At 31.1% G+C, this 16,018-nt stretch carries 16 protein-coding genes; 6 read left to right on the forward strand and 10 right to left on the reverse strand.

Annotated elements, in window-relative coordinates:
- Window positions 1-11 precede the first annotated feature (11 nt).
- The 5 genes from ACFQ1O_RS02960 to ACFQ1O_RS02980 form a co-directional block, all read right to left on the reverse strand.
- The gene (locus tag ACFQ1O_RS02960; protein ID WP_377713142.1) at window positions 12-338 is read right to left on the reverse strand and encodes a hypothetical protein; all 327 of its coding nucleotides are present in this window, start codon (window positions 336-338) and stop codon (window positions 12-14) included.
- A gap of 146 nt (window positions 339-484) precedes the next feature.
- Complete coding sequence (locus tag ACFQ1O_RS02965) at window positions 485-940, reverse strand: hypothetical protein (protein WP_377713144.1); 456 nt, start codon at window positions 938-940, stop codon at window positions 485-487.
- Window positions 941-1,042: 102 nt separating this feature from the next.
- Entirely contained in the window at window positions 1,043-1,666 is a 624-nt protein-coding gene (locus ACFQ1O_RS02970; RefSeq protein ID WP_377713146.1) for an N-acetylmuramoyl-L-alanine amidase, read from the reverse strand.
- Window positions 1,667-1,923: 257 nt separating this feature from the next.
- Entirely contained in the window at window positions 1,924-2,259 is a 336-nt protein-coding gene (locus ACFQ1O_RS02975) for a hypothetical protein (protein ID WP_377713148.1), read from the reverse strand.
- 165 nt (window positions 2,260-2,424) lie between these two features.
- Window positions 2,425-2,979, reverse strand: coding sequence for an REP-associated tyrosine transposase (locus tag ACFQ1O_RS02980; protein WP_377713150.1), 555 nt, complete (start codon window positions 2,977-2,979; stop codon window positions 2,425-2,427).
- A 294-nt stretch (window positions 2,980-3,273) separates the two neighbouring features.
- On the opposite strand from ACFQ1O_RS02980, the gene purB reads away from it, so the two are divergent.
- Window positions 3,274-4,614, forward strand: coding sequence for an adenylosuccinate lyase (gene purB, locus ACFQ1O_RS02985; protein ID WP_377713151.1), 1,341 nt, complete (start codon window positions 3,274-3,276; stop codon window positions 4,612-4,614).
- A gap of 84 nt (window positions 4,615-4,698) precedes the next feature.
- On the opposite strand, the gene ACFQ1O_RS02990 is transcribed toward purB, so the two are convergent.
- From ACFQ1O_RS02990 to ACFQ1O_RS03005, 4 genes are all read right to left on the reverse strand, one after another.
- Window positions 4,699-5,238, reverse strand: coding sequence for a DUF4252 domain-containing protein (locus ACFQ1O_RS02990; RefSeq protein WP_377713153.1), 540 nt, complete (start codon window positions 5,236-5,238; stop codon window positions 4,699-4,701).
- A 3-nt stretch (window positions 5,239-5,241) separates the two neighbouring features.
- Window positions 5,242-5,784, reverse strand: a complete 543-nt coding sequence (locus tag ACFQ1O_RS02995; protein ID WP_377713155.1) for a DUF4252 domain-containing protein — start codon at window positions 5,782-5,784, stop codon at window positions 5,242-5,244.
- Window positions 5,785-5,852: 68 nt separating this feature from the next.
- Window positions 5,853-6,287, reverse strand: coding sequence for a hypothetical protein (locus ACFQ1O_RS03000; RefSeq protein ID WP_377713157.1), 435 nt, complete (start codon window positions 6,285-6,287; stop codon window positions 5,853-5,855).
- Window positions 6,274-6,783: an RNA polymerase sigma factor gene (locus ACFQ1O_RS03005; RefSeq protein ID WP_377713159.1), complete on the reverse strand. Its 510-nt coding sequence runs from the start codon at window positions 6,781-6,783 to the stop codon at window positions 6,274-6,276. Before ACFQ1O_RS03005 ends, ACFQ1O_RS03000 begins: the two co-directional genes overlap by 14 nt.
- A gap of 117 nt (window positions 6,784-6,900) precedes the next feature.
- Here ACFQ1O_RS03005 and ACFQ1O_RS03010 point away from each other — a divergent pair, with 117 nt between their 5' ends.
- The gene (locus ACFQ1O_RS03010; RefSeq protein WP_377713161.1) at window positions 6,901-8,364 is read left to right on the forward strand and encodes a S41 family peptidase; all 1,464 of its coding nucleotides are present in this window, start codon (window positions 6,901-6,903) and stop codon (window positions 8,362-8,364) included.
- A 46-nt stretch (window positions 8,365-8,410) separates the two neighbouring features.
- Here the strand turns inward: ACFQ1O_RS03010 and mtaB are convergent, their stop codons facing one another.
- Complete coding sequence (gene mtaB / locus ACFQ1O_RS03015; RefSeq protein WP_377713163.1) at window positions 8,411-9,724, reverse strand: tRNA (N(6)-L-threonylcarbamoyladenosine(37)-C(2))-methylthiotransferase MtaB; 1,314 nt, start codon at window positions 9,722-9,724, stop codon at window positions 8,411-8,413.
- A gap of 152 nt (window positions 9,725-9,876) precedes the next feature.
- Here mtaB and ACFQ1O_RS03020 point away from each other — a divergent pair, with 152 nt between their 5' ends.
- The 4 genes from ACFQ1O_RS03020 to ACFQ1O_RS03035 are packed head-to-tail and all read left to right on the forward strand — an operon-like array spanning window position 9,877 to window position 15,932.
- On the forward strand, window positions 9,877-11,496 hold the full coding sequence (locus ACFQ1O_RS03020) for an ABC transporter substrate-binding protein (protein ID WP_377713165.1): 1,620 nt from the start codon (window positions 9,877-9,879) through the stop codon (window positions 11,494-11,496).
- Between the two features lie 5 nt (window positions 11,497-11,501).
- Window positions 11,502-13,007, forward strand: coding sequence for a GDSL-type esterase/lipase family protein (locus ACFQ1O_RS03025; RefSeq protein ID WP_377713167.1), 1,506 nt, complete (start codon window positions 11,502-11,504; stop codon window positions 13,005-13,007).
- Entirely contained in the window at window positions 13,000-14,271 is a 1,272-nt protein-coding gene (locus ACFQ1O_RS03030) for a GDSL-type esterase/lipase family protein (RefSeq protein ID WP_377713169.1), read from the forward strand. The genes ACFQ1O_RS03025 and ACFQ1O_RS03030 overlap by 8 nt, the downstream gene beginning before the upstream one ends.
- Window positions 14,272-14,273: 2 nt before the next feature.
- Window positions 14,274-15,932, forward strand: coding sequence for an MBOAT family O-acyltransferase (locus ACFQ1O_RS03035; protein ID WP_377713171.1), 1,659 nt, complete (start codon window positions 14,274-14,276; stop codon window positions 15,930-15,932).
- Window positions 15,933-16,018 lie beyond the last annotated feature (86 nt).

Here is a 16,018-nt window from a genome sequence, read left to right on the forward strand (position 1 = left end):
TAAATGTTTTTTTAAGCTAAAACAGCTACTTTAACTGTATCTATAACAATCTTAATAATCTTGTTTTTTAAGTGTCCTAAAGCAATTTTAGAAATTCCAGCCTGATACAACCCTTGTAATACTAACAAGTCTTTTTGGCTTTTTACCAACCACTCAAACTCTTCTTGATTAATTTTTTCTTCAGCCAACAAAATTGCCCAACGCTTTAATTTTACCTTACTTTCTTTTAAAAAAGCTTCTATATCTTTTTTAGCTGCTTTACTAAAATCTTGATACTTTTCTCCTAAAGCATCTAGTAAGTTTGTTTTAAGTTCTTTTAATAATTTTTCAAAATCCATAAATATGTTTTTTAGACTTCTACAAGCTCAGTCTGACAATGATTTCTCATTTCTATAAGCTTGTATTCGTTTTTATTATTTTTTAACAATAATGAGTAGTTGTTCCCCTCATCCTAACCTTCTCCCCAAGGAGAAGGAACTGCTTTTTATTTTAATATTTCTAACAATAAGTTCTCTTTTTCTTTGTCTTTAGACACTTCATACTTTATTAAAGCGTCAAATGCTTGACTTACTTGTACTTTAGATTCTTCTAAAAAAACAGCAGACAATTGCCCTTTTTCTTTCCACATTTTAAATAAGCCAGCTACACTATTTCTCTCCTCATCTGTCATTAACTCCCACATTTTATAACTTATAGAATTATTAGGCTTGTTCTTTTCATACTCCTCCATTTTCTCCATTTCAAGTAATAGCTTTTCTACTTCTTCTTTATAATCGGTATACGGTTCTGTAGCGTGATTAAGCAAGCTATTAGTCTCTACTTTTAAAGCTATTTCTTGTTGGTAACTGTACTGATCGTAAATAGCTGTTTTTATGCTATTACAAGCGGTTAATGTTAATAATGTAATGGCTAAAAAGCCTTTTAATAGTTGTTTTTTCATTTTTAAATTTGAAGTTTGAGTCATTCCCTACTAAACGGAATCTTAATTGGTTTTCTACTATTGTTTTTAAATAAATTGGTTAAACTTTTATTTATTTTACTGTTACAACATAAAGTTATTAGGTGCTGGTTCTTTAAACACCTCTACCATAGTTTTTACAATGGCTTTTACATGAAAGTTTATAATACGCTGTCTGCCTTCTGCTGTCATGAGAAAGTTTTTGTACTCCTCAAAATTGTCCATAAAAAAGTTTTCTGTTAACACAGCTGGCATTTTTGTTCTGGTAAGCACATAAAATCTGCGTTCTTTGTCTAAGTCTCCGTCTGAAAAATCGGTGCGTAATTTTTGGTTAGGAAACTCCTTTTTGTATTCCTCTCCAAAAATAGTAGCTATTTTATCGCTCTTAGTATCTCCTGGCGAGGTAAAAAACTCCGATCCTTTTCCTCCTCCAGCATTACTATGTATGCTTAAGTAAAAACACTTACTAGCAGGATATTTATTAGCTCTTTTTACACGGGTTTCTAAACGTACATCCCAATACTCGGGTGCTATGTTTACATAAGGTATATTTAAAAAAGTAAGCTCTTGTATAATACCGTTAACAATAGCTCTATTAAACTCACCTTCATACACTACACCTTTGTCTCCCCAATCTTTACGTTTACCCGGTGTTTGGTATTGGTTGTTTACAATGCCACCATGGCCATTGTCTAGTAAAACAATCATAATTACAATTTTAATTAACTAGTTTTTGTAAAGCTAAACTTATATTTTAAAACACCCTAATACATATATATGTTTATACAGTAGTTTCAATAAAAAAGTTCTAAAACTAAATAGACTTGCTCCTTTTCTGTTGCTTTGTACTTAGTGGACACTGCTTAAGATTTAAATTAAATTTTAACTAAACACGGATTACAAATCCGCGCTATCGGGTTTTGTCTAAATTTACAAGTCTGAACTATCGAGTATAAAAATTATTATTAACTATTCAGCTCTATAAACTCTTTAAAATCATCTAAAAATTGAATAAAAATATCATGCTCTAAAATTAAATCTGCTTCATTTTCCTGACTATTCAAATCAAAAAATTGAACACCAAAATCATTACTATAAATATAAAGCCCTCCTTCATTTTGCCATTTATACTCTTCGCTAGAATTTTTAGTTATTAGTATATTATTACTTAAAGTCTGTAATTTATCAATAGTCCAGTCAAAATCACTAAGTTGCCTTATTGATTTTTTTTCTGATTCTACTAAAAGATATTTATCTCCAGTTGTTTCTACTATTTTTAATTTAAAATTATAATTAATCATTTTGATTTATATTTTTGGGTATGAATTAATAATATTCCCTGATTTTACTTCTATTATTATTTTAAACCCATTTGAACTAAGCCCTAAATATTTATTTATACCTGTTTCAATATCACTAAAAAATAACCTGATGGCGCGGATTTGTAATCCGTGACTACTACAAACTCAAAACAAATACACCTTAATTATTTCTAACTCTCCTCCTAAGTCTGCATAATTTCTAGCAGAACTAAATATATAATCTTCTGCATTACTTACTATTTTTGCTTTTACAGGATTCTCATGTATATAATTTACTTTCTCTTTTATAAACTTATTAGAATACACAATCTCTGCATGATAACCATCTTGCCAAACTTTATATTCTTGCTCTCTTTTTAAATGTGCACATGCTTCTTTAAAATATTGTAACATCCACTCACGCCTACTTTCTGGTTGTTCTTGTATGGTTTTAATGATCTTTTTTGAAGTATACTTTTTAAAGTCTCGTATTACATCACTCAATACTTTTCCTTCTGTAGCTCTACACAACATATGTATATGACTAGACATAATACAATAAGCATATATCTCTAAACCTTTTTCTTTTTGGCAATATTTAAGTGAGGCTACCAATAACTCTTTCTGAGACAAACGTGTAAATACATCTACCCAACCTACTGTTGTTATCGTTATAAAGTAGGCTTGCTCCTTTTCTGTTGCTTTGTACTTAGTGGACACTACTTAAGATTTAAATTAAATTTTAACTAAATACGGATTACAAATCCGAGCTATCGGGTAAAACTATCATTGTTAAATCTTTCTTTAGTTTTTTTGTAAATCTAAACTTATATTTTTAAATACTCTAAAACTTATTTAAGTTATCTTTAATTCCAATAAAAAAGCAAATACTTAAAAAGTGTAAGTCATTTCATTAAAAATTATATTACTTTATTTTTAAAAAAATAAGTTGTAATTATTATAATCATAAGCGGTTGTGTATCTTTGCGTTTTCTTAAAACACACAACACAAAAATGACACTTACTGCCTTAAATGCTATATCGCCAATAGACGGTCGTTATAGAAGCAAAACAGCCGATTTAGCTCCTTATTTTTCTGAAGAAGCTTTGATAAAATATCGTGTATTAATAGAGATTGAATATTTTATTGCGCTATGCGAAATACCTTTACCTCAGCTTGCTGATTTTGATACTTCTTTATTTGATAAACTAAGAGCTATTTATAAAGAGTTTACTCCAGAAAATGCACAAGCAATTAAGGATATAGAAAAAGTAACCAATCATGATGTTAAAGCGGTTGAGTATTTTATTAAAGAACAATTTGATGCTTTAAACATATCTCAATACAAAGAGTTTATTCATTTTGGCTTAACCTCTCAAGACATTAACAATACTGCTATACCTTTATCTATTAAAGATGCTATTAGCAATGTATATATAAATGAGTATTTAAGTGTTTTAAATAAATTAGAAGAGCTATCTGCAGAGTGGGCCAACATACCTATGTTAGCGAGAACTCATGGGCAACCTGCTTCTCCTACTCGTTTAGGAAAAGAAATAGAAGTTTTTGTAGTTCGTTTAAAAGAACAGTTTAACTTATTAAACGATATACCAAGTGCTGCAAAGTTTGGTGGTGCTACTGGAAATTACAATGCTCATAAAGTTGCTTATCCAGATATAGACTGGAAAGCTTTTGGAACTAAATTTGTTCAAGGCTTAGGTTTACACCACTCTTTTCCTACTACACAAATAGAGCACTACGACCACATGGCTGCTCTGTTTGATAATTTAAAACGTATCAATACCATCATAATTGACTTAGATAGAGATATCTGGACATACGTGGCAATGGATTACTTCAAGCAAAAAATTAAGGCTGGAGAAGTAGGATCATCTGCAATGCCACATAAAGTAAACCCTATTGATTTTGAAAACTCTGAAGGAAACTTAGGTATTGCCAATGCTATTTTTGAACACTTATCTAGTAAATTACCTGTTTCTCGTTTACAAAGAGACTTAACAGATAGTACTGTTTTACGTAATGTGGGTGTTCCTTTTGGACACACTGTAATTGGTTTTAAAGCAACATTAAAAGGTTTAAACAAGTTATTATTAAACGAAAGCAAGTTTGCTGAAGATTTAGAAAATAACTGGGCAGTAGTAGCAGAGGCTATACAGAACATTTTACGTAGAGAAGGATACCCTAACCCATATGAAACCTTAAAAGGTTTAACTAGAACTAATGAAACTATTAATGCAAAATCTATAGCTTCTTTTATAGATACTCTAGAAGTTTCTGATGCTATTAAAACAGAATTAAAACAAATTACACCAAGTAACTATACGGGTATTTAATTTGTAAAAAAGGATTAGATTATATAGAAAAAGCCACTCTTTCGAGTGGCTTTTTCGTTACCAATTTAGCACACATGGTGCTGGTTATTGAAAGAATTTTGCAATTTCTTTCAATTGAGTACCGTCAACATTTGCAGTGCGCATCGCATCTATTAACGTTACCATATCTTCTGGTTTCATGTCGCTACCTAATACACGAACAATACCAAAACCTATTTTATTGTCGCTACCAAAAATAATTACCTCATCTATGGCTGTTTCAGTTCCTATATACTTAACAACTGCATTTGTGTTCTTGTCTTTAAACTTTAACAACTCTGTATAAGAATCATTTTTTAATAAACTTTTAACCTTGCTAGTTTCTGCCTTATACGTTTCTGCATTAGCTTCTGTTTTTTTAAAGGCTAAAATATTTAGTTTTTCTACAGATTGATATGCTTTTTTCTGCTGAGGAGATAATTTACTCTCTTCTAGCCCTATCATTCCTTTTGGAATATCAAAAATACCAAATCCGTCTTTTTTCTCGTTCTCTACATAGTACTTCTGTAGTGTTGGCTCTTGGTTACAACTGGTTAATAAAAAGCCTACTATTATTGTTACTAATATCTTTTGTAATAATTGCATATCTTATTTTTTTTCAGCTTTCTTTAAATGTTTTCCTCCTGGTAAATCCATCTCGTTAGTTAACTTAGATATTTGTTTTAAATCAATATCTCCAGTTAACGATAACAGTACAGTTTCTACATTTCCTCCATTAACATTTACATCATTAATACCCGTTACAAACATTAACAACTCTGCTACTTTATCTTCGTTACTACCCTGCTTAAAATAAAACTTAACATTAGCATCTTTATCTTTAACGCGCATTAACTCTTCTAAGTTGGCTTTTTTACGATACTGATTCATCATATCATGCATTTTTGCAGAAACGTCTGGTTTTTTAGACACAAAAACTTTTAAGTCATCAATATTCTTAATTAAACTGATGTACTCTTGAGCTTCCGGATCGTCTGTATCAATATCTATCTTACTCATTAGCTTAAACATATTTTTGTTTACAACTATAGCCGTTACATCGTCGTTTTCTTCTAAAGAATCAAAATAATTCTGAGCGTTCGTTACTAATGGTAATAATACTAACCCTAATAATAATATTAACTTTTTCATTTTTTCTTGTTTTTAGTTATCTGAGATCAATAGCAATGCCAATCTCATTTGTTTTCGTTTTTTGATTGTTAATTCTCTTGTTTAAATACTTGATTTTTTGCTTGATCAAACTTTCCTAAATAAGTTACTTTTTCTGCCCCTTGATTAAAGTGTTTAGACAGCATTTGCAAGGCTTCTTTAGTTTCTTTGTAAGCCATAAGCACTTTTTCTTCTTCTGATGGCTGACTCGTTTGATATACAAAATAAGTACTCATACTCAAAACAAAAACCGACGCAATAGCCAACCATCTTCTATAATTAGATTTTCTAGGTTGTAATGGTAGCTCCTTGGTAAAGGTTTCTTGTTTTGCCATAGATAAATACTGAAACACAGGCTGATAATGTTCTAAATGCGGCGCCACATTTGTTCCATTAAAATATGCTCTTAACTCCTGCTCTTCTTGAATAGTAGTAGTAGCCTCCTCATATTTATCTATTAGTTTTTCTATTCTAGCTAACTCCATAGTTATGCTTTTTAATTAATTTCTCTTTAATTGTTTTTCTAGCTCTTGAAAGATTTACACGTACTGCCGTTTCTTTCATATCTAACACTTTAGCAATTTCTGCAAACTCATACTGCTCAACATCTCTTAGCTGCAAAATAATACGTTGTTGTTCTGGTAATTCTTGCATCAATTGTTTTACCCAATCTAAACTATCCTTATTTTCAACTTGTTTTTGCAAGCTTGCTGAGTTGTCTTTATAATTACTGTGAACAATCTTTAAATTACTCGCTTGCTTAGATTTTAACCTATCATAACAGTAATTTTTAGTCATGGTCATAGCAAATGCCTCCACGTTTTTATAAGAACTTATTTTGGTTTTATTAGACCAAAGTTTCATTAAAACTTCCTGAGTAGCATCTTCTGCTTCTTCAGTAGACACTAGCAATCGTTTTGCCAAACGGTATAGTTTGTCTTGAAAAGGTTGAACCATTTTCAAAAATGTGCCTTGATTCATTGAGTTAATTTTTGTTGGTTGTTTTCTATTAAGACGACAAAAGATATAATTTGTAACAGCTATTATTCATATTTATGATAAAAACCTTATTTTTAGCTAGTTTTAAACCCTTTAGAAATGAAAACTTTCCAGAAAATCTTATTACTTAGTTTTGTTGTATTAGCTCTATCTGCCTGTTTTAACGATCAAGATGATACTTTTTCGCCAGCATCTAATACAGAAATTGGTGATTTTATATGGAAAGCCATGAACGCCTATTATTTATATCAAGGAGATGTAACAGACTTAGCAGATGATCGTTTTGCCAATCAAACCGAATTAAATACTTATATTAATACTTTTAATAACCCAGAGGCCTTATTTGAAAATTTAATTTATAATAGACCTACTGTAGACAAATACAGTTGGATTGTAAGCGATTTTGAAGCTCTAGAGGCTTCTTTTGCTGGAGTAAACAAGACTAACGGAATGGCTTTTGGTTTTTTTATAGATCCAGACCCTTCAAGCAATAAAGCTTATGGTTATGTTCGTTATGTTACCGCTAATACAGATGCGGCAAATAAAGGAATTACTAGGGGTACCATTTTTAATACTTTAAACGGCACAGAAATAACTTATACTAATAATGGAGGTTCTAATACTATAGACAGTAACTCTATGAACTCTTTACGACAAGACTCCTACGAAATTGGTTTAGCTACTTTTGATGGTAATACTGTTACTGCCACTGGTAACTCTATATCTTTAACAAAAGAAGAGCTTACTATAAATCCTATTCATAAAGTTACCACTATAACTAACGGGACTCATAAAATTGGGTATGTTATGTACAATAGTTTTACTGCAAATTTTGATAATGATTTAAACAATGCTTTTGCAAGCTTACAAACTGAAAATATTACCAGCCTGGTATTAGATTTACGCTACAACTCAGGAGGGTCTATTCTTAGTGCCATTACTCTATCTAGTTTGATTACTGGACAGTTTAACAACCAAGTATTTAGTACAGAAGAATGGAATAACAAACTACAACCACAATTTTCTGCTGATGAGCTTACTAATAAATTTAGAAATACCACTAGAACTGGAGCTGCTCTTAACAGCTTGAATCTTAACAAAGTTTACATATTAACTACTGGTAGATCTGCATCTGCAAGTGAATTAGTTATTAGCTGCTTAAGACCGTATATAGACGTTGTACAAATAGGTACTACTACTGAAGGAAAGTTTCAAGCATCTATAACTTTATATGATTCCCCTAACTTTTCAAAAACAAATATTAATCCAGGGCATAAATATGCCATACAACCGTTGGTTTTTAAATCATTAAATTCTGTTGGTTTTACAGATTATTCCGATGGCTTATCTCCCAATGCAAATATGACATTAGCAGAAAGCTACAATAACCTTGGTGTTTTAGGAAATGAGAATGAACCACTATTAGCTATGGCTTTAGCTGATATTACAGGAACTGGAAGATTTGTTCAGGATCAGACCAGAGTTATACCAAGCATCGATTTTAAAAGTCATTCTTTAGAAAATACCATGTTTGCAGATCATAAAGAATATTTATTTAAATAAAACCTCTTCTATAAATAAGAACCTCGTTAACTAAAGTGTTTTTTATTTATAGAAAATCAAACCTAACTAAACCATCCTCGTCTATTTCGGTTAGTTTTATATGATGCAATGTATTTACCAATTCCGGATTCCAAGGTGTTTTTACCTTAACATAGTTTTCTGTAAAACCATGTATATAGCCTTCTTTATTTTCTGCTTCAAACAATACAGTTCTTTGGGTTCCTAACTGACTTTCATAAAAAGCTCTACGCTTTTTAACCGATAAGCCACGTAACATTTTACTACGCTTCTTACGAATATCTTGCGGTACTACTCCATCCATTTCTGCAGCAACCGTATTCTCACGCTCAGAATAAGTAAATACGTGTAGATACGAAATATCTAAATTAGCTAAGAAGTTATAGGTATCTAAAAAGTCATCATCTGTCTCTCCAGGGAAACCAACAATTACATCAACTCCAATACAAGCATGAGGCATAACCTCTCTAATTTTAGCAACTCTGTCTACATACAAATCGCTCATATAACGACGGCGCATCAATTTCAATAACTTATCTGAACCCGATTGTAATGGGATATGAAAATGAGGAACAAAAGTTTTACTAGTAGACACAAACTCTATAGTCTCATTCTTTAATAAATTAGGCTCTATAGAAGAAATACGTAAGCGCTCTATTCCTTCTACCTCATCTAAAGCTTGCACTAATTCAAAAAAGGTATGTTCGTGTTTTTTATTACCAAACTCCCCTTTTCCGTAATCACCAATATTAACTCCCGTAAGTACAATTTCTTTAATTCCTTTTGCAGAAATTTCGGCAGCATTTTTCAATACATTTTCTAAAGTATCACTTCTAGAAATTCCTCTAGCTAAAGGTATGGTACAATAGGTACATTTATAGTCACAACCATCTTGAACTTTTAAAAAAGCACGAGTTCTGTCTCCTATAGAATAACTACCTACGTAAAAGTCGGCTTCTTCTATCTCGCAAGAATGCACTTCTCCAAATTCGTTTTTAGATAGATCGTTTATATAATCAGTAATCTTAAACTTTTCAGTAGCTCCTAAAACCAAGTCTACTCCATCTACAGCTGCTAACTCTTCTGGTTTTAATTGAGCATAACAACCTACAGCAGCTACAAAAGCATCTTCGTTCGCTTTTTGAGCTTGCTTTACTATGGTCTTAAAACGCTTGTCGGCATTTTCTGTTACCGAGCAGGTGTTTATCACATAAATATCTGCCTTTTTAGAAAAGTCTACTCTATCGAATCCTTCTTTAGAAAAATCTCTTGCTATAGTAGAAGTTTCAGAAAAATTCAACTTACATCCTAGTGTATAAAAAGCTACCTTTTTTTTCTCCATTATATAAACACCTGTCATTTCCGAGAAATCGGAAATCTATATTATATTTACACTTCAATTTATCGATTTTTATAAGCAAAATCTCTCGACTACGCTCGAGGTGACAATAACCTCATAAAATCGGTTTGCAAAAGTACAACTAAATCAGCAATTTGAAAACTGTAATTATTCATATTATCAAGTTATTAGCTTTTACAGCTTTTATTATCCTAAGTTCTTGTTCTTCAAAAGAAAACAATAACAAAGACCATCTTGTCTTTAGATACAATGAGTATTCAAATATTCAATCTTTAGATCCTGCTTTTGCAAGAGTAAATGCTAATATTTGGGCTTGTAACCAGTTATTCAATAGTTTGGTTCAGTTAGATGATTCCTTACATATTCAACCAGATATTGCTAAAAGTTGGAAAATATCTGACGATGCTTTAAGATATACTTTTAAGCTGAGAAACGATATCTACTTTCACAAGCACCAGCTATTTGGAAAAGATTCTACCCGATTGTTAACTGCTAAAGATGTAAAATACTCTTTAGAACGATTAATAGACGATAAAGTTGCATCTCCTGGAAGGTGGGTAATGAAACCCGTAAAAAAAATTCTAGCAACAAACGATTCCACTCTAACAATTGAATTAGAACAACCATTTCCTGCTTTTTTAGGTTTAATGAGTATGAAATATTGCTCAGTTGTACCTCAAGAAATTGTTGAATATTACGGAAATGATTTTAGGTCAAATCCGATAGGAACTGGTCCTTTTCACTTTAAAAACTGGATAGAAAACACCAAATTAGTGCTTAGAAAAAATCCTTTGTACTACGAAAAAGATGCTAACGGAAAACAACTGCCTTATTTAGAAGCAGTGGCTATTAGCTTTTTAACCGACAAACAAAGTGAGTTTTTACAGTTTGCACAAGGAAATATCGATTTTGTATCTGGTTTAGATCCGTCTTATAAAGATGAAATATTAACTGCAGACGGAAAGCTAAGAGAGAAATACCTTTCTAGTGTTGAAATGCTAAGTGGAGATTATTTAAATACCGAATATTTAGGTTTTTACTTAGATGGAAATATTCCTGAAATTCAATCTGAATTAATTAGAAAAGCCATTAATTACGGGTTTGATAAACAAACTATGGTAACCTATTTACGTAACGGTGTAGTTACTCCTGCTGTAAATGGTTTTATACCAAAAGGCTTGCCTAGCTTTAACAATTTAAAAGGTTACACCTACCAGCCAGAAAAAGCTAAACAATTAGTAGAGCAGTTTATAAAAGAAACAGGTATTTCTCAACCAAAAATTACAATTAGTACAGACAGTAATTATGTAGATTTATGTGAGTATATCCAACGTGAATTAGAAAAAATAGGCTTAACTGTTACAGTAGACCTACTTACCTCTTCTACTTTTAGGCAAGAAAAATCGGCAGGTAAATTAGACATCTTTAGAGCTAGTTGGGTAGCCGATTATCCGGATGCAGAGAATTATTTATCGTTGTTTTATTCTAAAAACTTTACTCCTAACGGGCCTAATTATACGCATTTTAAAAATGCTACATATGATAGTTTATACGAACATTCATTAGTAGAAACTAATTTAAATAAACGTCAGATTCTATATCAAAAAATGGATTCAATTGTTATCAATAAAGCTCCTATTGTACCTTTATATTACGATAAAGCGATTCGTTTTACCAGAAAAAACATTAATGGATTAGGAATAAACCCTATAAACCTATTACATTTAAAGCGTGTTTATAAAAACAAAAAATAAACTACTTGAAAATTAAGCCCCTTCATATATCTTTATTTTTATTCCTTGTATTAGGACTATTATTTGGGCTAAGCTTTTTAAGTACTAAATCTACTACTGACACTGAAGGATTTCATGTAGCAAATACTACTGTAAAATATCCAACTACTGCTACGCTACTTCAACAAGAACCTACAGATTCTGTTAGTGATGAAAAACCTATTTTAGTATTAGAGCAAGTAACCAAACAAATAGAACCTATAGAAGTTGAAAAAGACAAAGCTTCTGATACCTTACTTAAATACCAATCTATTTTTACCGATAAAAAAGAAAAAGTAGTACTACCAGATATTAGCAAAATTGACTCAACAACTATACAAAGAATAGCCTACCCTAATAATACTTTTTTAAGCGAGTTAAAACAAAAAATACAATCTAACAAATGTAGAATTATTCATTACGGAGATTCGCAATTAGAAGGAGATCGCATAACTGGTTACTTAAGGAATAGGCTTCAAAAATTATATGGAGGTTCTGGCCCAGGATTCATTCCAATAAAACAAGCTTATCATCAAATTAGTGCGGTTGTAAAACATAGTAACAACTGGACAAGGCATCCTTTATTCGATCCTACTCAACAAAAGTTTTCTCATAAAAAATACGGAGCTTTTTTATCGGTATCTAGATTTAATAGTTTAGAAAAAGATTCTATTAGTACAGATAGCTCATCAACTACAAAAGCAACCATTAGCATATCGCCTTCAAGGATTACTTATAGAAAATTTAGAAACTACTCGAAAATTTCTTTACACTATGGAAATTGCACTAAACCTACATCTATAAAAGTTTTTAGGGATGATGAACTTGTGCTACAAGATTCTTTAAGTACTGACGGAAATTATCATGCTTATACTATAAACAGATCACTTAATGCTAAAGAAATAAAAATTGAATTAGAAAGTACTTCTAGTCCTGATTTTTACGGATTAACACTTGACGGAAAATCTGGAATACAGATAGATAATGTAGCCATGAGGGGGGCTTCTGGCAACCATTTTACTAGAAACAATAAAACTACCTACAAAAACATGTTAAAGGAGTTAGATCCTAAAATTATTATCATGCAATTTGGAGGTAATGTAGTGCCATATTTAAAAGATTCTCTAGCTGTAGATAAGTACACCAAAAACATCAGATGGCAAGTTAATAGAATACGTAGTTTAAAATCGAACTTACAATTTCTTTTTATCGGACCAACTGACTTATGCACCAGTAAAAACGGAAAAATGGTTACCTACGAGCTACTTCCTTATTTAAATCAACAACTAAAAGCATCTTGTTTAGAAAATAATGTAGCTTATTGGGATATGTTTAATGCTATGGGAGGTAATGGGGCCATGGAACTTTGGGTAGAAAAAAACCTAGCTGGTAAAGACTATGTCCATTTTACTCCAAAAGGAACCAAGTACATATCTGAGTTGTTCTTTATATCACTTTATCTAGATCTTCAAAAAAAGAACATTAATGAATAAATTACTCCTGTATATATTAATTTTATTTTGCTTTGCTAGAGTTTCTAGTCAAAACTATATTTTAGACAGTATTCAATCTATTTATCCTTTTATAGAATATCAAAAAAATCAAATTAAATTCAGTCAAGATTCTCCCGCCTTTAAAGCTCTTTTTAAAAAACTAAACGCTATAAAAAACCAAGAAAAAGAAGACTTACATGTTTTTCATATCGGAGGTTCACATATTCAGGCAGATTTTTACTCCAATAAACTAAGACATTATTTACAACATTTTGTTCCTGAGGCTAAAGGACAAAGAGGGTTTGTTTTTCCTTATAAATTAGCTAAAACTAACAATCCGCTTAATTATAGAATAACTTCTGAAGATAATTGGGTTGGTTACAGATGCTCAAGACCCGATACTACTAGTTGGGGAATGGCTGGTGTTACTGCAAAGTTTACTGACTCAATAGCTCATATAAATGTAAAAGCTAATTTTAGAAACTATTCTAAAAACACCTACAACTTTAATAAACTTCGCGTTTTTTACAATACTTGGAATGAAGGTTATCTAGTGAAATTAGTAAATGACTCTTTAGTAAGTTCAACGAGTATTAACCATTCTAGAAACTATATTGAATTCAAGTTGAATAAAACTATTGATGAAACAGATATTTGTATTGAACGATTGAATTTCGACTCCAATTCAGAGTTTTTATTAATGGGAGTGGAATTAATGAATGATAATACTGGAGTAGAATACACTTCTATTGGTGTTAACGGAGCTAGTTTTGCTTATTATAACAGATGTAATTATTTTGAAGATCAGTTATTAACCTACCAACCAGATTTATTCATTATTTCTGTGGGAACCAACGATACTTATACAACAGACTTTGACGCTGAAGCATATAAAAATCATTACGAAGGTTTTATTCAGTTAATTCAAAGAGCTAACCCTAACTGTGCTATCCTATTAACTGTACCAAATGATTCGTATTACAAAAGAAAATATGCCAACCCAAATACTCAAATAGCTGCTGAAGTTATATACAAGCTTGCCGATAAGTATAAAATGGGGGTATGGGATTTCTATGAAATTATGGGAGGTTTAGGGTCATCTCAAAAATGGTATAAAAACAAGCTAATGCCTAGAGACCGAATTCATTTTACAAGACTTGGCTATAGCATAAAAGCAGATTTACTATTAAAAGCATTAGTTGAAGCTTGGGAAGAAGAAGATAATGTTATAACTAACGAATATTTAAACTTATTTAAAAAATAGTATTGGATAGATTGTATAACATATTTGCCTTTTCTGAAGAAGAACCGTTAATCTTTACACAAGCAGATTTCTGGATATTCTTTGCAGCCGTATATTTTATCTATGCACTAATTTATAATAAAAAGTATTTAAGAAGTCTTTATATATTCTTAATCAGTTTATTGTTTTACTACAAAACAAGTGGACTGTTTATTGGTATTCTAATTTTTAGTACCATCAACGATTTCTTTTTAGGTAAGGCTATTTACAATAGTAAATCGAAGCTCAAACAACAATTTTTAGTCGCTACTAGTGTACTAATTAACCTTGGAACACTGTGCTATTTTAAATACGCCTATTTTTTTACTGATTCTTATAACAGCTTAGCTGGCACCGATTATAAGGTAATCAACCACCTAGCCTTATGGACCAATAATTTGGCAGGTGTAGACTACTTTACCGTAGATAGTATAGTCTTACCCGTTGGAATCTCTTTTTACACTTTTCAAACCATTAGCTATTGTATCGATATTTATAGGAAGCAATTAAAACCTATTAACTCTATTATAGACTTTGGTTTCTTTGTTAGCTTTTTTCCTCAGTTAGTAGCCGGTCCTATTGTAAGAGCATCCGAATTCATACCACAGATAAAACAAGAAATTAGTATTAGTAAGCAAGATTTTGGTAGAGCTGTATTTATGATTTTAAAAGGTTTGATAAAAAAAATGATCTTTGCCGATTTTATAGCAGCTAACTTTTTAGATCGAGTTTTTGATGCTCCAGAAATGTTCTCAGGTTTCACCAATATTATGGCTTTATTTGGTTACTCTTTACAGATTTATGGAGACTTTTCTGGGTATACAGACATAGCTATAGGTATTGCTCTGTTAATGGGTTTTACTTTACCTAAGAACTTCGATTCTCCTTATAAAGCAACTAGTTGTGGTAACTTCTGGAAGCGTTGGCATATATCTTTATCTACTTGGTTAAAAGATTATTTATATATCCCTTTAGGTGGTAATAGAACTGGTTCTATAGCTACTTATGTTTTGTGTTCTTTATTTATTTTTTGGCTCTTACTAGCCATGAAAAGCTACACCTTTGTTTTTATTGCAATAGGGATTATTATACTAGGTTTACTTCTCACTTTACTTTTCCCTAATATTAATAAACACTTTACCACTAACATTAATATTTTACTAACCATGTTAATTGGTGGTTTATGGCATGGGGCAAGTTGGAAATTTGTTATTTGGGGAGGTTTAAACGGTATCGGTATACTAATTTATAAATACTGGAGACGCATTAGTCCCTATGAAAATAGCAATTCTAAACTTAGTTTAATCTGGAAAATTGCCATTACATTCCTCTTCATAACTTTTACCAGAGTGTATTTTAGAGGAAACAGTATGGAACATATTAGCAAGCAATACTACCAAATAGCTAATAATATGGACCTAACTAATGCTTTAGCAGTTTTACAAGAGTACCAATTAGTATTCTGGGTAATGTTAGCAGGTTATATAACCCATTGGTTATCTTATAGCTTAAAAGATAAAATTGAGACGCTATTTATAAAAAGTCATTTTATCTTAAAAGTAATTGCTGCTGTTATAACTGGTGTATTGTGCTATCAAACTTATGCTTCAGACTTCCAGCCGTTTATTTACTTTCAGTTTTAATCGCAATGCGATAGATAAACACAATATATAAAACTTACTTATCGTTTTAACAGTATGAAAAAACTACTCTTATTAATTACTGTCAT

The sequence above is a fragment of the Pseudofulvibacter geojedonensis genome (assembly GCF_042675745.1).
In the GTDB taxonomy this organism is placed as follows: domain Bacteria; phylum Bacteroidota; class Bacteroidia; order Flavobacteriales; family Flavobacteriaceae; genus Pseudofulvibacter; species Pseudofulvibacter geojedonensis.